At 68.1% G+C, this 19,411-nt stretch carries 21 protein-coding genes; 6 read left to right on the top strand and 15 right to left on the bottom strand.

The window, feature by feature from the left end; genetic code table 11:
* Positions 1-20: 20 nt before the first annotated feature.
* The 3 genes from QFZ42_RS07135 to QFZ42_RS07145 form a co-directional block, all read right to left on the bottom strand.
* Complete coding sequence (locus QFZ42_RS07135) at positions 21-491, bottom strand: cupin domain-containing protein (protein ID WP_307700293.1); 471 nt, start codon at positions 489-491, stop codon at positions 21-23.
* Between the two features lie 65 nt (positions 492-556).
* On the bottom strand, positions 557-916 hold the full coding sequence (locus QFZ42_RS07140) for a group I truncated hemoglobin (RefSeq protein WP_307700294.1): 360 nt from the start codon (positions 914-916) through the stop codon (positions 557-559).
* A gap of 110 nt (positions 917-1,026) precedes the next feature.
* Positions 1,027-4,116 (bottom strand): helix-turn-helix transcriptional regulator, encoded by a 3,090-nt coding sequence (locus QFZ42_RS07145; protein ID WP_307700295.1) that lies wholly within the window; start codon positions 4,114-4,116, stop codon positions 1,027-1,029.
* 165 nt (positions 4,117-4,281) lie between these two features.
* On the opposite strand from QFZ42_RS07145, the gene QFZ42_RS07150 reads away from it, so the two are divergent.
* From QFZ42_RS07150 to QFZ42_RS07170, 5 genes are all read left to right on the top strand, one after another.
* Positions 4,282-4,815: a DUF2867 domain-containing protein gene (locus QFZ42_RS07150; RefSeq protein ID WP_307700296.1), complete on the top strand. Its 534-nt coding sequence runs from the start codon at positions 4,282-4,284 to the stop codon at positions 4,813-4,815.
* A 128-nt stretch (positions 4,816-4,943) separates the two neighbouring features.
* Positions 4,944-5,636: a DUF3348 domain-containing protein gene (locus QFZ42_RS07155; protein ID WP_307700297.1), complete on the top strand. Its 693-nt coding sequence runs from the start codon at positions 4,944-4,946 to the stop codon at positions 5,634-5,636.
* Positions 5,633-7,729: a DUF802 domain-containing protein gene (locus QFZ42_RS07160; RefSeq protein ID WP_307700298.1), complete on the top strand. Its 2,097-nt coding sequence runs from the start codon at positions 5,633-5,635 to the stop codon at positions 7,727-7,729. The genes QFZ42_RS07155 and QFZ42_RS07160 overlap by 4 nt, the downstream gene beginning before the upstream one ends.
* Positions 7,729-8,382, top strand: a complete 654-nt coding sequence (locus tag QFZ42_RS07165; RefSeq protein WP_307700299.1) for an OmpA family protein — start codon at positions 7,729-7,731, stop codon at positions 8,380-8,382. Before QFZ42_RS07160 ends, QFZ42_RS07165 begins: the two co-directional genes overlap by 1 nt.
* Before the next feature lie 71 nt (positions 8,383-8,453).
* Positions 8,454-9,089 carry a DUF2894 domain-containing protein gene (locus QFZ42_RS07170; protein ID WP_307704187.1) on the top strand — a complete coding sequence of 212 codons (636 nt, stop codon included), beginning with the start codon at positions 8,454-8,456 and terminating at the stop codon, positions 9,087-9,089.
* Positions 9,090-9,128: 39 nt separating this feature from the next.
* On the opposite strand, the gene QFZ42_RS07175 is transcribed toward QFZ42_RS07170, so the two are convergent.
* The 8 genes from QFZ42_RS07175 to QFZ42_RS07210 all read right to left on the bottom strand — a co-directional run bounded on the left by QFZ42_RS07175 (position 9,129) and on the right by QFZ42_RS07210 (position 15,248).
* The gene (locus QFZ42_RS07175) at positions 9,129-9,587 is read right to left on the bottom strand and encodes a chromate resistance protein ChrB domain-containing protein (protein WP_307700300.1); all 459 of its coding nucleotides are present in this window, start codon (positions 9,585-9,587) and stop codon (positions 9,129-9,131) included.
* The gene (locus QFZ42_RS07180; RefSeq protein ID WP_307700301.1) at positions 9,584-10,510 is read right to left on the bottom strand and encodes a Fe-Mn family superoxide dismutase; all 927 of its coding nucleotides are present in this window, start codon (positions 10,508-10,510) and stop codon (positions 9,584-9,586) included. The genes QFZ42_RS07175 and QFZ42_RS07180 overlap by 4 nt, the downstream gene beginning before the upstream one ends.
* Before the next feature lie 10 nt (positions 10,511-10,520).
* Positions 10,521-11,915: a chromate efflux transporter gene (gene chrA, locus QFZ42_RS07185; RefSeq protein ID WP_307700302.1), complete on the bottom strand. Its 1,395-nt coding sequence runs from the start codon at positions 11,913-11,915 to the stop codon at positions 10,521-10,523.
* 104 nt (positions 11,916-12,019) lie between these two features.
* The gene (locus tag QFZ42_RS07190; RefSeq protein ID WP_307700303.1) at positions 12,020-12,331 is read right to left on the bottom strand and encodes a chaperone modulator CbpM; all 312 of its coding nucleotides are present in this window, start codon (positions 12,329-12,331) and stop codon (positions 12,020-12,022) included.
* A gap of 2 nt (positions 12,332-12,333) precedes the next feature.
* A complete protein-coding gene (locus QFZ42_RS07195) occupies positions 12,334-13,296 on the bottom strand; it encodes a DnaJ C-terminal domain-containing protein (protein WP_307700304.1) in 963 nt (320 codons plus the stop codon).
* Positions 13,297-13,341: 45 nt separating this feature from the next.
* On the bottom strand, positions 13,342-13,983 hold the full coding sequence (locus QFZ42_RS07200) for a histidine phosphatase family protein (RefSeq protein WP_307700305.1): 642 nt from the start codon (positions 13,981-13,983) through the stop codon (positions 13,342-13,344).
* 9 nt (positions 13,984-13,992) lie between these two features.
* On the bottom strand, positions 13,993-14,574 hold the full coding sequence (locus QFZ42_RS07205; RefSeq protein WP_307700306.1) for a glutathione S-transferase family protein: 582 nt from the start codon (positions 14,572-14,574) through the stop codon (positions 13,993-13,995).
* Positions 14,575-14,609: 35 nt separating this feature from the next.
* Positions 14,610-15,248, bottom strand: coding sequence for a CDP-alcohol phosphatidyltransferase family protein (locus QFZ42_RS07210; protein ID WP_307700307.1), 639 nt, complete (start codon positions 15,246-15,248; stop codon positions 14,610-14,612).
* Positions 15,249-15,456: 208 nt separating this feature from the next.
* On the opposite strand from QFZ42_RS07210, the gene bla reads away from it, so the two are divergent.
* Entirely contained in the window at positions 15,457-16,347 is an 891-nt protein-coding gene (gene bla, locus QFZ42_RS07215; protein ID WP_307700308.1) for a class A beta-lactamase, read from the top strand.
* A gap of 9 nt (positions 16,348-16,356) precedes the next feature.
* On the opposite strand, the gene QFZ42_RS07220 is transcribed toward bla, so the two are convergent.
* From QFZ42_RS07220 to QFZ42_RS07235, 4 genes are all read right to left on the bottom strand, one after another.
* Entirely contained in the window at positions 16,357-17,658 is a 1,302-nt protein-coding gene (locus tag QFZ42_RS07220) for a UDP-N-acetylglucosamine 1-carboxyvinyltransferase (protein WP_307700309.1), read from the bottom strand.
* A 97-nt stretch (positions 17,659-17,755) separates the two neighbouring features.
* Positions 17,756-18,196 carry a helix-turn-helix domain-containing protein gene (locus QFZ42_RS07225; RefSeq protein WP_307700310.1) on the bottom strand — a complete coding sequence of 147 codons (441 nt, stop codon included), beginning with the start codon at positions 18,194-18,196 and terminating at the stop codon, positions 17,756-17,758.
* 93 nt (positions 18,197-18,289) lie between these two features.
* Positions 18,290-18,910: a PAQR family membrane homeostasis protein TrhA gene (gene trhA / locus QFZ42_RS07230; RefSeq protein ID WP_307700311.1), complete on the bottom strand. Its 621-nt coding sequence runs from the start codon at positions 18,908-18,910 to the stop codon at positions 18,290-18,292.
* 92 nt (positions 18,911-19,002) lie between these two features.
* Positions 19,003-19,362 (bottom strand): hypothetical protein, encoded by a 360-nt coding sequence (locus tag QFZ42_RS07235; RefSeq protein ID WP_307700312.1) that lies wholly within the window; start codon positions 19,360-19,362, stop codon positions 19,003-19,005.
* Positions 19,363-19,411 lie beyond the last annotated feature (49 nt).

The following is a 19,411-nucleotide window of genomic DNA, read 5'->3' on the forward strand; positions in this document are numbered from 1 at the left end:
GCTCGTTCGCTCCCTTCCGCCTACTTCGAACGCGGGTCGTCCGCCGGATTGACGTAAGTGACGCCCCAGGGCCCGGTGCCGTGAAGCTGCACCACGGTTTCCTCCTGCGTCCACGCAAAGTGGGGCGTCTTGGCCTGCAGGATCATCATGCCGCCGGCGGTCACGGGCATCGACTTCTGCATGTCGAGCTTGTCGCCCAGGCCCATGTGGAAGGTGCCCGAGAGCACGGTCACCCGCTCGATGGCCGGATGCCAGTGCGACGGGATCCGGTAGTTGGCCGGCACCTTGATACGCACCGTGAAGGGCACGGCTTCGCTCATCGGCCCCTCGAGCACCGCGAGTTTTGCGCCCGGGGGCAGCGAGGGAACATCGGCCCATTTCAGGTCGGCCGGCGAAATCATCCGGTGGTCCGCAGTCTGGCCCCAGCTCGTCGCAATGGCGGCGAGCAGCGTGGCACCGATGGCCCAGGCGGCAAATGGTTGGCGTGTCATGGTCTTTTCCTTCTCGTGTGACCGGCGAAGACGCCGCCGGGGCGTTGGCGAGAGCGCGGCTGTGTCTACAGCCGCACCACATCGCCCTTCAATGAATAAAGAATGGCAACCACTTCGTTCTTTTCGGCCTGGTCGTAGCCGTTCTTTGCCATCGCCTCGACGATGTCGTCGATGGCGGCGACCAGCTCCTGCTCGTTGATGTTCATGCCCTTGTGCGCGGTCACCAGGTCCTTGCCGGTGTAGCACTCCGGACCGCCGCTGCCGGCGCAGAGAAACTCGAACACGTGGCGTTCGACCTCGGGTCGGTTGCTGTTGGCGAAGCGGGCGCGAATGAGCGCGTTGTTGTAGTGGTTCTCGACCACGTCGGTAACGAGCCGCTGAATGCGCTCCCCACCGCCGAGCCGTTCATACAGGGTTGCGGGCATACGAAACACTCCTTCTGGTGGCCGGTCCGGCGGCGCCGGGCCTGGAACAGACCATAGGACGGGCCGTGCGCCCGCGCATCGCCCGGATTGACCATTCGGGGGGCGCGCGGCTATTGGCCGGCAGGTGTCGCGGGACCTGCGGACGCGACGCGATGGCGGTGTGCCCAGGCCGCGGCTTCGGTGCGGCTGCGGCAGTCGGTCTTGGAAAGAATGTGCCGCACATGGTGCGCCACCGTGTGCGGGCTGATGAACAGACGCTCGGCGATCGCCTGGTTGCTGTGGCCGGCGCTGAGCAGCTGCAGCACGTCAACCTCGCGCCGGCTCAGGCCTTCGGATGCCGGCGACCCTGCAGAGGTGCCGCCTTCGAGCTCCCGCTGTAGCGCTTCGCAGCGCCGGGCGAGGCCGGCCATGCCGAACTCGCGGGCTATTGCCAGCGCCGCGCCGAGTTGCACTGCTGCGGCATCCTTGCCGCCGCCGTCGCCACTGCGGAGGGCCAGCCAGCGCGCCCATTCGAAGCGACTGTGCGCCAGCCAGGGCCGGCTGCCGCCTTGCTCGTCCAGCGCGGCCGCAGCGGCGAAATGGGCCGCGGCGCTTGTGTCTTCTCCCATCAATGCGGCCAGCATGCCGCGGTAGCGGTCCACCGCGCCGAAGCAGGCAATGTTGGTACCGGTGACCACATTGCGCCCGGCGTAGGGCGCGAGCAACCGGTAGAGCGTTGCTGCGCGCGGCACGTCCGCCAGGCGCGCGCAGACCTCGGCGGCAAAGACGATGTTGGTGAGCCACATGCCGTCGCGCGCAATACCGGTGAAGCCGTCGCCCGCAAGCGTCTCGTAAGCCTCGCGGGCGGGCTCGTGGAGATCGAGTTCGGCGCAGATCAATGCGAGGCCGGGCTGCCACAGGCTGTTGCGCGGCACGCTGCCCACCAGCCCGCGCAGCACCGGCAGCACCTCGCCGAGCCGCCCCTGCTGGCGCCGCAGCACGAAGATCTGCAGGCTATAGGCACCTTGCGCATTGCCCGCGAGAAAGCGCTGCCCGAGCGTGAAGGTCTCGCCCGCCAGCCGCTCGGAATCCGCGAACCGGCCTTCGTATGCGGCAAGCAGGGTGAGGCTGGCCAGGCCCATGGCCTGCATGAAGGGCTGGCGGATCGCGTCGGCCACCCGCGCGTGCACCTGCGCCAGCGAGCGCGCCGCGCCGAGTGATCCCTTCTCGACCAGATCGCCGAAATACCAGCCGGTGAGCGCGTCCACCCATTCGACATGGCCCGCGCGTTCGGCCACGTCGAGGGCCTCGCATGCGCAGTGCAGGCGCTCTTCGAGCTGCTCGGGGTAGCCGCGCGCCGGCAGGATCGCGGCCAGCGCCTTGAACAGCGGCTGCGGCATGGCCAGTTCGCGCGCCAGTGCCACGGCGCTGCGCTGCGCCGCATTGGCCTGCTGCTGGCGGCCGCAGAAGATGCAGGCGCGGCACAGCGCGGCAAGCAGGTCGACCCGCAGCGCGGCATCGAAGCCATCGGCCGCCGCGAGCGCTTCTTCGAGCAGGGCGGCAGCCTCTTCCCCAGGGCGGCTGATGCGCCAGCCGTTGTTCTCGAAGCCGAGCGCCGCCCGCGCGAACAGCTCCGCGTCGCCGAGCGCGCGCGCCAGCGTAGCGGCCTCCAGGAAAGTGGCGGCGCCGGCGTCGTTCTCGCCGGCGTGCATCTGCACCGCGCCAAGCGCCAGCAGCAGCGCAGCGTGCCGCGCGCGCTCGGCCGGCAGCCAGCGCTCCTGCAACTGCAGCGCGAGCCGGTAGCAGCGCAACGCCTCTTCATACGCCATCACCGCAACGGCCTGCGCCGCGGCGCGTTGCGCAATATCGAGCGCGCGCGCCGGGCTGCCCACGGGCAGTGCCGCGGCTGCGTGGTAGGCCAGTTGTGCCAGCACCGGCTCGGAATTGCCGGCGTGGCGCGCCTCGAGCAATTCGGCAATGCGCCCATGCAACGCAACGCGGCGCGCCGCGGGCAGTTCGTCGTAGAGCACCTCGCGGATCAGCACATGGCTGAACTGGTACTGCGCACCAGGCGGCAATATCTCGATGATGCGGTGCGTCAGCGCGTCGTCGAGCCTGCCCAGCAGCTCGGTCTCGTCCTGGGCATCGGCAAGTTCCGCCAAAAGCGGCAGATCGAAATCGCGGCCTATGCAGGCCGCAATCGCGAGCAATTCACAGCAGGGCGCCGAGAGTTGGTTGAGCCGCCGGCCAATCACCGCGCGAATGCCGCCCGGCACGGTGTCGACCAGCGCCGCAGCGGCATGCGGGTCGGTTCCGCAGGGCCCCTGCAAGAAGCGCAGCGTCTCCACCAGGTACAGCGGGTTGCCCTCGGTGCGGCGGTGCATGGTCGCAATGACCGCGGGCGGCGGCGTCACGGCGCTTGCCGCGGCGACCATGCGCTCGGTTTCCTCCAGGCTGAGGCCCTGCAGCGGCAGGCGGCTGAACTGCCGGGTGTTCAGCAGTTCAGCCAGCGTTGCGGCCAAGGGGTGTTGGCGCGACAGATCCACTTCGCGGCAGGAGCCGAGCAGCACGATGCGGCTGTCGGCGAGTTCCTGCCCGATGAAGCCCAGGAGCCGCAGCGATGACGCATCGGCCCAGTGCAGGTTGTCGAGAATCAGCAGCAGTGGGCGCACGGTGGCCACCTGGCGCCAGAAATGCGCGACCGCGGCAAACAGGCGAAAGCGCGCCTGGTCGCCTTCGCCGATGGTCGGAACAGCGGTGCCGGGGGGCAGCCGTTCGGCGAGTTCGGGCGCAATTTCGGCCGCGGCGGCGGCATCCCGGCCGAGCAGTGCCGGGAGGCGCTCGTCGCGGCAGGCCCGAAGGCAGGCCTGCATGGCGCGCGTCCAGGGCAGGAAGGGCGGTGCGCCGGGTTCCTCGAGGCAGCGGCCCCACAAGGTCAGCATGCCTCGCCGCACGGCCAGCATTGCCGCCTCCTGCGCCAGCCGGGTCTTGCCGATGCCGGCCTCGCCGCTGAGCATGACCACGCGCCCGCGCCCGGCAAGAGCGCCGCCGAGCGCATCGTGCACCAGCTGCAGCTCACCACGGCGCCCCACGAAGGGCTCGGTCGCGCCCGCTACCGCGGGGCTCGCCGCCGGCGCCGCACCGCAGGCCGGACACGGCACGTCGGCGTGCAGGCAAACCCGCCCACAGCGGTGACAAGCAATCCGATCCAGCGTGGCCATGCCGCTCCTTGTGCTTTTTCCGGCCATGGGCCGGAATGGGGGAGTCTGCGCGCGGCGAGCGCCTGTAGGACTTGGGACTTACGCCACGCCACGTCAAGCGCACCTTGAGCTCCGCGTGTCCTTTGAGGCGATGATGAGCCCCATCACTCAACACCGCGAGGCCGCATGGCACCAGATCGAGAATCCATTTCGCCGAGCTACGCACGCAGGGAGGAGCTGCCCTCCGGCGCGCGTGTGGCGGGCCTTTATCGCGGTGCATTTCTGGCCGACGCCTACGCCATCGGCCTGCCGAAGGGCGCCACCCCCGACATCATGGTGCTGGCGCGCTTCGCGTTTGAACGCCCCGCGCCGTGGGTTGAAAGGCTGATGGCGTTGCGCGACCGGCTGGTCGGTGGCTTCGGCCTCAAGAAGGCCAGCGACTTGCGCGCCGGCACCGCGGGTGGCGGGCCGCGTATCGGCTTCTTCCGCATCTACGAAACGCATGCGGACGAGGTCGTGCTGGGCGAGGACGACCGGCACCTCGATTTCCGCGTCTCGGTCATGCGCTCACCGGCGGGAGATTCGCTCACGGCGGTGACGGTGGTGCACTGCCACAACCTGTTCGGCCGCAATTACATCCGCTTGATTGCGCCGTTTCATCGGCTGGTGGTGCGTTCGGCACTCCAACAGGCCGCGCGCGCGGGCTGGCCGGCCCGATAACAGCCTGGTGCAAAGAACGCCCGGTTACCGCCCGCTGCGTTACCGGAAGTTTCACTGGAGCGAGGGGCGCCAACCAGGGCTTCCGAAGGGGTGGCCGGTGTAGACTGCCAGGTTTTTCGTTCTGGGGTATGGCGCACGTTTCACAGCGCACAGTTTTCAATGGCTCGGCGCTCGTTCGTTTGCTTTCCCGACTGGCCGAAACGGACGTCCGCGAACCTCGACAAGCGACCGCGGATCGATTGAGCCAATGGTTCGGCTGGACCGATGCCATTTCGCTGTCCGCGGCGCTGGACGGCGTTCCGGCGGCGGCAACTTCTTCGTCCCGACTGCGGCCCGCTGCCAACGCCGAGGAGCGGGAGTGCGCCCGTGCGCGGACCGCGCTTGCCAACGCCATCGCGGAAGACGGCACGGCCGCGGCAGCGACTGACTTCGCGCCGTTTCGCCGCCGCTACCTCGCGCTGCAGCAAGCCATGGAAGCGGGCATCGGCCCCTTGCGCGGGCGCCTTCGGGCCGCCCTGGCCGCCAAGTCGCCGGCCATGGCCCGGCTGGCCGCCGTGGACGTGGTCATGGAGCAGGTGCTGGCTGCGCGCGAGCACAGCCTCCTGGCCGGCGTGCCCGCGCTGCTCGAAAAACATTTCACCCGCTTGAGCGAGGACGGCCTGCCGACGGCGGCCGAACCCGCCAGCGAGGCCCAGGCCGGCGAGTGGCTGCACGTGTTCCGCAAGGACATGAAGAACGTGCTGCTCGCCGAACTGGACTTCCGATTTCAACCCGTCGAAGGGCTCCTTGAAGCCTTTCGCGAGGCAACCAGAGTGCCATGACTAGATTTCTTCAATACGCTGTTTTTGCCGCCGGCCTGGCCGCCGTGTGCTGGGTTGGCGCGGGCTACGTCGGCTCGAACCATCCGCTGGCGCTCTCGATCACGGTGCTGGTGGGTACGTTCTACCTGATGGGGGTGGTGGAGCTGCATCGCTTCAGGCAGGCCACGTCCACCTTGGCCAGTGCCGCGGCGCGGTTGACCGAAGCCCCGGCCCACCTGGGTTCGTGGCTGGAGCAGTTGCATCCTTCGCTGCGCAATGCGGTGCGCCTTCGCATCGAGGGCGAACGCGTCGGCTTGCCCGGCCCGTCGCTCACGCCGTACTTGGCCGGACTGCTCGTGCTGCTGGGCATGCTGGGCACTTTTCTCGGCATGGTGGTGACGCTGAACGGCACCGGAATGGCGCTGGAAAGCGCAACCGATCTGCAGGCCATCCGCGCCTCGCTCTCCGCGCCGGTGAAGGGTCTGGGGCTGGCGTTCGGCACCTCGGTGGCCGGCGTGGCCGCATCCGCGATGCTGGGCCTGGCCTCCGCGCTGTGCCGGCGCGAGCGGATGCAGGCCGGGCAGATGCTCGACACGAAGATTGCGACCAGCTTGCGCGTGTACTCCCTGGCCCACCAGCGCGAGGCATCGTTCCAGCTGCTCGAGCAGCAGGCCCAGGCCATGCCTGTGCTGGTCGACCAGCTGCAAGCCATGCTGGCCGCAATGGAGCGGCAAAGCCAGGCCTTGAACGAGCGCCTGATCACCAGCCAGGCGCAGTTCCACAGCAAGGCCGAGGCGGTGTACGCCGGCCTGGCCTCGTCGGTCGACCAGTCGCTGAAGCAAAGCCTGACCGAAAGTGCCCGCATTGCCGGCGCGACGATCCAGCCGGTGGTTGAAGCCACCATGGCCGGCATCGCGCGCGAGACGGCCTCCTTGCACGGCACGGTCGCGAACACCGTGCAGCAGCAGCTCGAAGGGCTTTCGAGCCGCTTCGAGGCCACCACGGCCACCGTGGCCGATACGTGGAAGGCCGCGCTGGCCGAACACCAGCGCAGCAACGAGGCGCTGGCCGGGGACTTGCGCGTTTCGCAAGACCGCTTTGCCGAAACCTTCGAGCAGCGTTCGGCCTCGCTGGTGGAGACCGTGTCCGCGCGGCTCGAGAGCACCGTGGGCAGCGTATCGGACACATGGGTCCGTGCGCTCGCAGAACACCAGCGCGCCAGCGAGAAGCTGTCGGGCGACACGCAACAGTCCCTCGCGGCGGCCGCGGCCACCTTCGAGCAGCACTCGGCATCGCTGCTGCGCACGGTGGACCAGGCGCATGCCAGCCTGCAAACCGATATGGCGTCGCGCGACGCGCAGCGGCTGTCGGCCTGGACCGGGGCGCTGTCGTCCATGGCGGCATCGCTGCAGCAAGAATGGCAGCAGGCCGGCGCGAACACGGCCAGCCAGCAGCAGCAGCTCTTCGAAATGCTGGCGCAAACCGCGCGCGAGATGTCGGCGCAGGCAGAAGTGCATGCGAAGAGCACCGTCGCGGAGATCGCCCAGCTCTTGCAAGCTGCTTCGGACGCACCGCGCGTTGCTGCCGAAGTGGTGGCCGAACTGCGGCAGAAGCTCTCGGACAGCATGGCGCGCGACAACGCGCTGCTGGAGGAACGCAGCCGCATCATGGAAACGCTCGGCACCTTGCTCGACGCGGTGAACCATGCCTCCACCGAGCAGCGCTCGGCGGTCGATGCACTGGTCGGCGCGTCGGCCGATGTGCTCGAACGCGTGGGCAGCCGCTTCACCGAAAAGGTCGAGGCCGAAACCGGAAAGCTGGAGAGCGTCGCCGCGCAGATCACCGGCAGCGCCGTCGAGGTGGCGAGCCTCGGCGAGGCCTTCGGTTTCGCGGTGCAGCTGTTCAGCGAATCGAACGACAAGCTCGTGGCGCATCTGCAGCGCGTCGAGGGCGCGCTCGGCAAGTCCATTGCGCGCAGCGACGAGCAGCTGGCGTACTACGTTGCGCAGGCGCGGGAGGTCATCGACCTGAGCATCATGTCGCAGAAGCAGATCGTCGAAGACCTGCAGCAGATTGCCAACCGGCAAGCCGCTGCTGTGGGCAGCGAAGCATGATGAGTGAAGAAGCCGACGGCGGCCTGGAGCCGACCGTTCCGGTATGGGCGGTGTTCGGCGACCTCATGGCGGGGTTGGTCGGGGCCTTTGTGCTCATTCTGGTCGGTGCGCTCGGCATGCAGCTGGACCTGGCGGCCAAGCTCGAGGCCGAAGTGCAGCAGCGGCAGGCTGAAACACAACGCCGCGAAGCGCTCGAACAGGCGTTGGCGGGGCCGCTGGCGGCCGGGCGCGTCACGCTGAACAACGGCCGCATCGGCATCAGCGGCAGCGTGCTGTTTACCTTCAACTCCGCCGACCTGCAGCCCGAAGGCCGCCAGCTGCTGAAGAGCCTGGCCGCGCCGGTAGCGGCCTACTTGCGTGCGCGCGACGAGGTGCTGATGGTCAGCGGCTTCACCGACGACCGGCAGATGCGGCAGTCGAAGGAAGGCAACCGCCCGTTCGCCGACAACTGGGAGCTGTCGGCCCAGCGCGCGTTGACGGTGACGCGGGCGTTGATCGAAGAGGGTGTGCCCTCGTCCTCGGTGTTTGCCGCGGCGTTCGGGTCCGAGCAGGCCGTGGCCTCCAACGCCGATGCCGAAGGCCGGTCGAAGAACCGTCGCGTGGAAATGGCGCCCACGCCGAGACAGTCCAACGCCAGCGCGAAGCGCCCGTGAACAGCAGCAGCAGCCAGGCACGCAGAAGTGGCGCCGCCGAGCGGGTGTCCGAGCACCTCGACCCGGTTGCCATGCTCGCGGCATGGCGCACGCGCGGCGAAGATCGCGTGGACCCCGTGCGCTTTCGTTTCATGGAAGCGCTGGCGCGGCGCGCGGCCCCGCACCATGGCGAAGCGCGGCGCATTCTCGACGCCAAGCTGGCGCCGTTGCTTGCGGCGTATGGCGACCGTCTTGAAGAGGCGCAGCGCATGGGCAACCCCGCGGCAGCGGGCGGCACCGGTGCAAAGCAGCAAGCCTCGTCTGCTCGCGGTCCGCTCGCGGAACTCGTCGACCATATCGCCCGGCATGCACCGGCGCCTGGCGACGGCGCTGCGGCAAATGGCGTCGTGCCTGGCCTCGCACCGGCTCCCGAACTGAAGACGCTCAGCTACTTCAAGAGCACCTGGTCACGGCTCAGCGCCGATCGGCGGCTGACGCAATCGCTCGCCAAGGTGCCGGAGAACGCCGGTCCGCTCAACTCGCATCACCTGGTGCATCGATCGCTCCTGCTGATGCGCGAGCTGTCGCCGGAGTACCTCAACCGCTTCATGACCTATGTCGACACCCTGTTGTGGGTCGATCAGGCGAACGCCGGCAGCGCCTCGTCGGCTGCGAATGCGCCGCGCGCCGAGAATCCGAAGAAGGCGGCGCGCGGCAGATCCGGTTGATGTCGATGCGTCGGCGGGTGCCGACGAGCGGCCGGGTTTTCAGCCTGGCATCACGGGTGGCCAGCTGTGCGTCTCTTCGCGGCCCTCGCCGCACCAGGCATACAGCGCGTCGTACATCACGAGGCCGTGCTTCAGCATGGCGTGATCGTCCGCGAAGACACGCGACAGGCCCAGCGAGATCGCATAGAGACCCGCCGATTGCGGCGTGAGATCGAGCCGCGAGGTGTCGGCGCCACGCACGATGTCCGCCATCTGGTGCAACGCCGGGTCGGAGAGGCGGTACTTGGCGACGAAGGCATCGAAGCTGCAGCGCTCGCCGACGTGGCTCATTTCGACGCCTGGAATGTCGTACGGCGTGGCCCCGGTCTCGTCGGCCTGGCCAAGCACCTCGCCCGCCGGAACGTACAGGAACTCGGCTTCGCGATCGATGAACCGCAGGATCAGCCAGGGGCATGCAATGCGGTCGATCTTCGGGCGTTCGCGGGTGATCCATTTCATGACGCTGCTCCTTGCACGGCGGGTTTGGCCGCGAGCGGCCGGCCCGCGGCCTGCCAACCATCGAAGCCGCCGCGCAGATAGCGCGCGTTGAGGCCGGCGGCGCGCAGCCGCATCGCGGTGCTGCGACCGACCTCGTGACCATAGACGCAATAGACCACCACGTCGCGGCCGGCCGGAAGTTCGGAGGCCCAGCGTTCCACGCCCGACGGGTCGAGCCATGTGGCGCCCGGGATTATCGTGGTGGCCTGCTCGAACACGCCGGCACGGCGCACGTCGAGCAGCATCGATCCGGCGGCTTCATCCTGCGTTGCGCCGAAGGGTTCGCTGGTGGCGTGCACGGCCTGCTGGTAGCGTTCGTACACGCGGGCCCAGTGGATGTTGTCCATGAAGGCGTCGACATAGGCGCCCGCCGCAGCGCCATGGTCGAGGTGGTAGGCATGCTCGTACATGTCGAGCGCCAGGATGGGAGTGCCGCCCGCCAGCGCATGGGTGTGGTCGGCGCCCCATTGGTTGACCAGCGTGCCCTCGCGCGGCTGGAAGGTCAGCAGCACCCAGCCCGAGCCGCCCCGCAGTGCCTTGCCCATGGCCGCGAACTCTTCGCGCCACCGTTCGACGCTGCCGAAGTTGGCGGCCAGCGCGAGGGCCATGGCCGGCTCCATCGGCTGGCCGTTGCCACCGAGCGTTGAAAAGTAGAGCTCGTGCAACAGCATCGAGTTGGTCGCGATCAGCTCTTCCCGCTTGAGACTGTTGAGCTGAAATCCCGGCGTGGATGCGTAAGGCGTTGCGGCGAGCTGGGCTCGAATGGCGTTGAGGCGCTTCACCGCGCCGCCGTAGTTGTTCTGGTGATGGCTGGCCAGCAGTTTTTCCGACAGGCCGCGCAGCGTGGCGGCGTCGAAGGGCAGAGGTTGAATCCGGGCGTCCATGGTGTTTCCTTCAGCGCAGTGGGGGAAGCAACAAGGTCGCCGCCAACCCGATGGCCGCGCAGGCACCGAGCAGCGGTATCACACCGACCTTGAAGCGGAACAGGGCAATGGCTGCCGTCGCGGCGACGGCCGCCGAGACCGCATCGAAGCGGCCGCCGAAGCCTTGCGGCCACAGCACGTGGTACGCGAAGAAGAGCGCCAGGTTCAGGATCACGCCCACCACCGCCGCGGTAATGGCCGACAGCGGCGCCGTGAAGCCCAGCTTGCCGTGCGTGGCCTCGATGACGGGCCCGCCGGCCAGGATGAAGATGAACGACGGCAGGAAGGTGAAGAAGGTGACGACCGTCGCAGCCAACGCACCCGCGAGGAACAGCGACTCGGGCCCCAGCACCTGGTTCAGCCATCCGCCGACGAAGCCGACGAAGGCCACCACCATGATCAGCGGTCCCGGCGTGGTCTCGCCCAGCGCCAGCCCGTCGATCATCTGTGCGCCGGAGAGCCAGTGGTATTGCTCGACCGCTCCTTGGTACACGTAAGGCAGCACCGCGTAGGCGCCGCCAAAGGTCAGCAGCGACGCCTTGGTGAAGAACCAACCCATCTGCGTGAGCGTGCCATGCAGCCCTTGCGAGGCGATGAGAACGCCCATCGCGAGCAGCCAGAGGCCCAGTCCGATGGCCAGAATCCGGATCAGGTGCGAGCGCGAGAAGCGCGCATGCGGCGGGGTGGGTGTGTCGTCGTCGATCAGCGCCGGGCCGTAGCGCCGGCTGGCGCTTGCGTGGCTGCCACCAAGGGCGAACACCTCGGGCGCCCATCGCGCCCCGAAGTGGCCGATCAGGCCGGCCGCCAGCACGATCGCGGGGAACGGCGTATCGAACGCGAAGATGGCCGCGAAGGCGGCCGCGGCAATGCCCCACATCCACCGGTTCTTCAACGCGCGGCTGCCGATGCGGTGCGCCGCATGCAGCACCAGTGCGGTAACCGCCGGCTTGATGCCATGGAAGATGCCGGCTACCGCCGGCACATTGCCGTAGCGCAGGTAAATCCACGACAGCGCAATCAGGATGAACAGCGAGGGCAGCACGAACAGCGCACCGGCCACGATGCCGCCGCGCGTGCGGTGCATGAGCCATCCGATGTAGGTGGCCAGTTGCTGGGCCTCGGGTCCGGGCAGCAGCATGCAGAAGTTCAGCGCATGCAGGAAGCGTTTTTCGCTGATCCAGCGCCTTCGCTCGACCAGCTCGGCATGCATGATCGCGATCTGGCCGGCGGGCCCGCCAAAGCTGATGAAGCCGAGCTTGAGCCAGAAGCGCAGGGCTTCGATGAAGGAGACAGGCTGGAGGAGGGGCGCAGAAAGCGCGGGCGGTGCTGGAGAGGCTGCAGGTGAGTCAGGCAAGGCGGTGTCCACGGAGTGCTCCGTTGTGAGTCACCAGCGCTTGGACGGGACACCGTCTGACTTTGCAGACCGGGAGGCTGTTTTCCCGGGAAAGCGGATCGTAGCAGGCTTGCCGGCTAACGCAACCCGTGCGCCCGGATCACGGCCTTGAGCCTCCGCACCTCGTGCTGCAGGTCGAGAATCAGCGCAGCGGCATCGAGGCCGACGCCGAAGTCGCGCTCCAGCCTGCGCGCCTCGAGCGCGCATTGCAGGTCGGCGCTCGAGAACCGCCAGCGCTCGGGCGGCGCCTCGGCCGCGGAAATCTGCACGATGCCCACTTCGACGAGTTGCACCACCCATTCGGTATCGGCACCGCAGGCATGCGCCAGTTCGCTCGCGGCGAGCGGCTGCGATGCGCTGACGGCTGTCGTGACGGAAACGGTCGCCATGCTCACACTCCCAGATGCTGGCGTGGGTTGAACGAAGCCGACGCCTGCGCCAGCTGCTCATAGGCCTTGCGCACGGCATCCGTGGCGGCCGGGGGCAGGGCGATCTCGAGCAGCAGGTACAGGTCGCCGGGCGGCTTGCCGCCAAGCCCGCGGCCCTTGAGCCTGAGCTTGAGGCCGCTGCGCGCGTTGGGCGGCACGGTCACCTCGACGGCACCACCGGTGGGCACGGGCACCTTCACCTGCGCGCCGAGCGCAGCCTCGCTCGGGGTGACGGGCAGCGTCATGTAGAGGTCGCGCTCGTCGACGCGATAGAGCTTGTGCGGCGCGATGCGCACTTCCAGGTACAGATCGCCCGCGGGTTCGCCGCCATGGCCGGGCATGCCATGGCCGGCGAGCCGGATGAACTGCCCCGGATGCATGCCCGGCGGAATCTTGACGCTGAGCGTGCGCGTCTTGAAGCTGGGACGGCCTTGCGCGTCGAGTTCCTGCGCGCGCAGCGTGATCTCGCGCTCGGCACCGTTGAGCGCGTCTTCCAGAGAGATCTCGATGGCCGCGTGATGGTCTTCGCCGCGCGCGCGGTAGTTGCGCTTGGCTTCTCCGCGCCGCTCGGCCTCGCCGAAGAGCGACGAGAAGAAGTCGCTGAAGTCCGCGTGGTCAGCCGGACCCTGGCGCGGGCCGCGGTGAAATTCGAAGCCGGTGTCCCAACCCGGCGGCGGCTGAAAGTCGCCTTCGGGATGCCCGCCGCGCGCCACGCGGTCGGCCAGCGCGTCGTAGGCGGTGCGCTTTTCCTTGTCGCGCAGCACGTCGTAGGCTTCGTTGATGTCGCGCATGCGCTTCTCGGCGTCGGCTTCCTTGCTGACGTCGGGGTGGTACTTGCGCGCAAGTTTGCGGTAGGCCTTGCGCACCTCGTCCTCGGACGCCGTGCGTTCGATACCAAGGGCGCTGTAGTAGTCCTTGAATTCCATGGCTGTCGGTTTGAATGAACGCCGAGCGGTGCGTTCCCCGGCCGGTCAGGCCAGGGCCGAGTCGCCGTCGGCATGCCGCAGCAGCGGCGTTACAGCCCATGTAGGGCCGCTGCGCGAAAAACGCAATGGCTGGGCATTGCCGAGCAGGCCCAGGTCGATGGGCACGCCGATCAGCGCGGCCAGCGCGTAGAGCGTGCCGCCGTGCGCCACCACCAGCACGGGCGCCGGCTGGGCCAGCGCGGCGTCGAGCGCCTGCCTTTTGCGCGCCACGAACTGTTCGAGGGTTTCGCCGCCGTCGGGTTCACAGGCCCAGTCGATCTCTGCGGAAGAGGTGCCGATGAGCGCCCCGAAGTTGCGCTCGCGCAGCGCCGCCTGCGGCGTGGGCTCGAGGCGGAGCACCGCCGCCACGGTATGCGCCGTGTCGTGGGCGCGCCGTGCGTCGCTGCAGACGATGGTGCGGATCGGCTCGCCCGCGAGCAGTTGGGCGGCGCGGGCTGCCTGCTGGAGCCCGAGCTCGCTCAGCGGCTCGTCCACGGCCTGGAAGATGCGCTGCGCATTGCGGCCGGTCTGGCCGTGGCGCAGGAAGTAGAAGTGGTCGCAGGCCGGCGCCAGCGGCTGCGCGGCGGCAATGCGCACCAGCTGGTCGAGGCCGGCGGTCGCGCCATGGGGGAAGGGGGCCTGTGACATGGCCGTGGTTCAACCGAACTTCATGCCCTTGGGCCGGGCCTGGAGCCGATTGATGTAGGCATCGATCTTGGGCCGATTGGAGCGCCCGCCGAACGCACGGTGCCAGATGAACATCGAGCCGATCATCACGTCGGCCGCGGTGAACCGCGCGCCGAAGAGATAGGGGCCTTCGCCCAGCTCGCGCTCCACGGCATCCTTGGCCTGCTCGAAGTTGGTCCAGCCCCGCGCGCTGTTGTTGCTGCGCACCCCGAGCAGGCTGTCGCCCATCGAGGGCTCCAGCTGCGCGGTTGAATAGACCATGAGCGACAGGTAGCGGCCTCGGTCGGGCGAACCCACGGGCGGCGCCAGCCGCGCTTGCGGAAATTTCTCGGCCACGTACATGCAGATGGCCGCGTTCTCGAACACGCGGGTGCGGCCGTCCACCAGCGCCGGCAGCTTGCCCGCGGGATTGATCTTCAGGTAGTCGGGCTTCTTGTGCGCCTTTTCGCGGATGAGCGTCGGGACGATCTCGTAGTCCACGCCGGCTTCGTCGAGCATCCATTTCGCAACCTGCGAGCGGCTGTGCGGATCGAAATACAGCTTCAGCGTCATGAGGAAAGTCTCCTTGGTATCGGCGCGGCGGCCGGTCAGAACTTGGGAATGCGCAGCGTCTTGCTGATCATCAGCGTGCCCGAGAGCGCGAACAGCAGCGTGAGCGGATGCAGCTGCCAGGGGCCGAGCGCCCATGCGCCGCCCCACACTGCGTCTCCGATGCGGCCTTGCCAGGCCGCCCAGGCCAGCACGCCGACCAGCACCACGCTGGTGGGGATGGGCGTGCCTTCGAAGTACTTGACCTTGTCCGCGCCCGCCGAAAGCGCCTCGGCCGTGACGTTGTAGCGCGCGAGCCGGCTCACGCCGCAGCCGACGAAATAGATCAGCAGCACGCAGTCCCAGCCGCCGTCCAGGCCCGCGGCGAAAGCGAGCGCGGCGGGTGCCACGCCGAAGGAGATCACGTCGGCCAGCGAGTCGAGCTCACGCCCCAGGGCGGAATGCGTCTGCCGCCAGCGCGCGATGCGGCCGTCGAACACGTCGAACACGAAGGCCGCGGGCGCGAGCGCGGCGGCCCAGAGGAATTGCGCGAGCGACTGGCTCGCCATGAAGGCCATGGCAAGGAACACCGCGCCCACGCCGCATGCGGCGTTGCCGAGCGTGAATGCATCGGCCAGGTGAAAGCCGCGGATCATCGAAAAATGCTTGCGGGCCGGTGCGGGGGAGGGGGTGGTCATGGGGTGCTTCAGAGTCGGCGAATGCACCGCACCTTAACGCAAGCGGGGCCGCTTGCCTGTAGTCGGCATCCGACTCCGTAAGCTGGGCCCGCGGTCGAGCCTGCGTTACACGCGATACAGAAGAGACGCGGTCGCGCCGCCTGGCGCTGGAGCCCGCGCAATGGTGCTCCTACGATTCCGTTCGTTCCATCCACTCGCTGACAAACCAATGAAATCTTTTGCCAACCGCCGCACCTTTCTGCTTGCCACTTCCGCACTGCCGCTGGCCAGCGCCTGCACCGCCTGGTCGGCGAAAACGCATCAGACCGCATCCGCAGAGGCGCAACTTGCGGCGCTCGAAAGCGCCGTGGGCGGCCGGCTCGGCGTGGCCGCGTTCGACACCGGCAGCGGCGCGCGCGTGCTGCACCGGGCGACCGAACGCTTTCCGCTGTGCAGCACTTTCAAGACGATGCTCGCCGCGGCCATCCTCGCGCGCAGCGAGCGCGACAGCAGCCTGCTCGAGCGCCGCGTGAGCTACGGCAAGAGCGACCTCCTGACCAATTCACCCATCACCGAGAAACACCTCGGGCAGGGCATGACGGTTTCCGCCATGTGCGCCGCCACCATCCAGTACAGCGACAACGCCGCCGCCAACCTGCTGATGAAGATTCTCGGCGGCCCCGCCGCCGTAACCGCCTTCGCGCGTTCCATCGGCGACCAGACCTTCAGGCTGGACCGCTGGGAGACCGAACTCAACAGCGCGATTCCGGGCGATCCGCGCGACACGACCTCGCCCGAGGCCATGGCCTCGAGCCTTCAGCGGCTGGTGCTCGGCGACGCGCTCGGCGCGGCGCAACGCAGCCAGCTCGAAACCTGGCTGCTGGGCAACACCACCGGTGCCACACGCATTCGCGCCGGCGTGCCGGCCGACTGGAAGGTGGGGGACAAGACCGGGCTGGGCTCTTACGGCACCAACAACGACACCGGCGTGCTGTGGCCCCAAGCGGGTGCTCCGCTGGTGCTGGCGGTCTACCTGACCTTTCCGAAGCAGGATGCACCGGCCCGCAACGATGTCATCGCCTCGGCGGCGCGCATCGTGGTGAACGCGCTGAGGGGCTGAGCCCCGCGCTTATTCCTCGCTCGTCCACTCGACCTGCACGCCCAGGCTGCGCAGGTTCTCGGCGAAGCGGGGATGGGCGCGGCGGATCGGCGCGGCGTTGCGGATTTCGGAGCGCCCTTCGATGCTGGCCGCCACCATGAAGAGCGCAATGGCCACGCGGATGATGTAGGGGCTCTCGACCACGGCCGGCGTCAGCGGACTGCCGCCGAAGCTGATGAGCCGGTGCGGATCCGACGAGAACACATGGGCGCCGAACTTCGACAGTTCGCTGGTCCAGCCCAGGGCGCCGTCGTACACCTTGTTCCAGAACATCGCGTTGCCCTGGGCGCGCACGCCCAGCGCAATGAAGATGGGCAGCAGGTCGACCGGAAAGTAGGGCCACGGCGCCGCCTCCACCTTGGTGAGCACGTTGCTCGTGAACGGCGTTTGCACCTTCAGCGGACCGGCGCAGCTGGCGCGCGACCAGCCGTCTTCGTGCGTGACCGTGACGCCGAACTTCGCGAAGGTGCGGTCGATCAGCGGAAAATTTTCGGGCGCGCTGTTGCGCACGACCACGTCGCCGCCCGTGATGGCACCCAGCGCCAGGAAGGTGGTGATCTCGTGAAAGTCTTCGTCGAACCGGAACTCTCCGCCGCCCAACGTGTTGCCGCCATGCACCGTGAGCCGCGAGGTGCCGATGCCCTCGATGCGCACGCCCAGCATCGTCATGAAGCGGCAGAACTCCTGCACGTGCGGCTCCGAAGCCGCATTGGTGAGCGTCGAGGTGCCGTTGGCCGCCGCCGCGCACAGCACGAAGTTTTCGGTGGTCGTGACGGAGGCGTAGTCGAGCCAGTGTTCGGTGGGCGTGAGCGGCCCGTCGCAGCGCACGAGCAGCGAACCGCTGGCGCGCTCTACCTTGCCGCCGAAGCGGCGGAACACGTCGACGTGCGGATCGATCTCGCGCACGCCGAGCGTGCAGCCCTTGACGTTGTCTTCCAGCCGGGCAATGCCGAAGCGCGCGAGCAGCGGAGGCACCAGCATGATCGACGAGCGCATCTCTTCGGGCAGCCGGTCGCGTGCGGCGTCGAACACCGTTTCGCGGTGGTGCAGCGCCAGCGTGCCGGTGGCGTGGTCCATGTGCGCTTCGCTGCCCAGACTGCGGAAGATGTCGAGGATCTTGCGCACGTCGGTGATGTCGGGCACGCCGTGCAGCCGCAGCGGCTCGCGCGTGAGCAGCGTGGCGCACAGCACCGGCAGCACGGCGTTCTTGTTGGCGGAGGGCGTGATGCGGCCACGGAGCGGCGTACCGCCGTGCACGATGAGATTGGACATGGGAATAGGGGGGCGGAAACGGGGCGGGAACGAACCGGAGAATGAGTGCCGGAACTGTACCCGCCAGGCGCCCCGAAGCGCGGAGCGCGGTAGTGAACTATTCCGCGTTCAGCTGTTCCGTCACTTCGCGCCGGCCCAGGCCCCGCACCGATGCCAGGCCCTCCAGCTGTGCCTTGCGCGGCCGCGCCTTGCCTTGTTCCCATTTGTAGATGGTCTGGCCGGTCACGCCCACCAGCTTTCCGTAAGCCGCCGCCGAAAGGCCGAGCTTTTCACGGTGCGTCGCCAAACGGGTGGCGCTGAACCGGCGCGACGGCCCCGATTCCGCAGCCTCGCCGGCATCGTCCGCCGGAGAGACACGCGCCGAAACCTTGGTGGCGCGCCGCAGTTCTTTCTCCAGTTTCTCGACCTGCCGGCGCAAGGCGGCGATCGAGGCGCGGTGGTGCGTGGACGCTTTTTTGAGCGTTTCGATCTCGGTGCGCACTTCCTTGCGGGCGACGCGGGAAATCTCGGCTTTGAGGATGGAGGCGATATTTGGCATGGAGCGCATTTTGCACATCTTGCGCGAAGCCGAACCGACAAGTAATAAAAAAGTGCTTATTTAAGGTCGGACGGGGCAGCTGCCAAGCCGTGGTCAAAGCACGAACCAGCCCACCGATACGTAGTGGCTCGCCGTGCCCGCGAGCACGAACAGGTGCCAGGTGCCATGCGCATGCCGGAAGCCCCGGGGGTTCCGGTAGAACACCGTGCCGACTGTATAGAGCACGCCGCCCGCCAGCAGCCAGGCGAGGCCGCCGCTATCGAGCCGCGCGGCCAACGGCACGGCGGCCAGCACGCCGAGCCAGCCCATGCCGATGTACAGCGCCAGCGGTGGTTTCGATGCTGCGCCGTCCGCCTGCAGCAGTTCGCGCCCGATGCCGAAGAACGCGGCGCTCCACACCACAACGAGCAGCAGCCATCCCCATAGGCCATGCAGCGTGACGAGTGCGAATGGCGTGTAGGTGCCTGCAATCAGCAGGTAGATGGCGCAGTGATCGGCGCGCTCCCAGAAGCGCTTCAGGCTTCCGCGCGTGCTGTGGAACAGGGTGGACGCGGCGTACAGCGCCACGGTCGAAAGCGAGAACACCAGTGCGCCGGCAATCCGAACGGCATCGCCCGTAGGCACGGTCTTGGCAAGCAGCAGACCAGCGGCCGGCAATGCAAGCAGCAGGCCCAGCAGATGGCTGTATCCATTGAGCCGTTCGCCGGGGTACATCGGGTCAGGTGCGGTCGTGTCTGGGGAGAGGCAAGGGCCCGTGGATGCTAGGCCGGCCTCGTGACGGCACGGTGACCGCTGCGGCCCCAGGCCTATCTTTCCTTGCCGAACGAGTTCACATGCACCTCGACGATGTCCACGAACTCCGGCAATTCGAGCAGGAACTCGGGATCTCTGGCCAGCGGCGCCACGCGCAGCGGGTCTCCGCGCTGCGCGTGCATGGCGTGCATGTGCTCGATCGATTGCCAATACGACACCGTCCTGAACTCGGCAGTGTCTCCATTCAACTTGCGAAAGTACTGCACGCCCAGGCATTCGGGTTTCTTCGCGATTTCCTGAATGCCGTGCTCGAAGCTGTAGCGCAGGTATTCGTCGGCCCGCGCAATGGGCGTGCGGCCTTGCCACACGCGTCCGATCAGAGGGGTGGCGAGCAGTTTGCATTCGACGGACATGGGTGCTCCTTGTTTCCGATGACGACAAAACAAACGGCACCCTGTGGGC

This window comes from Variovorax paradoxus (genome assembly GCF_030815855.1).
Taxonomy (GTDB): domain Bacteria; phylum Pseudomonadota; class Gammaproteobacteria; order Burkholderiales; family Burkholderiaceae_C; genus Variovorax; species Variovorax paradoxus_M.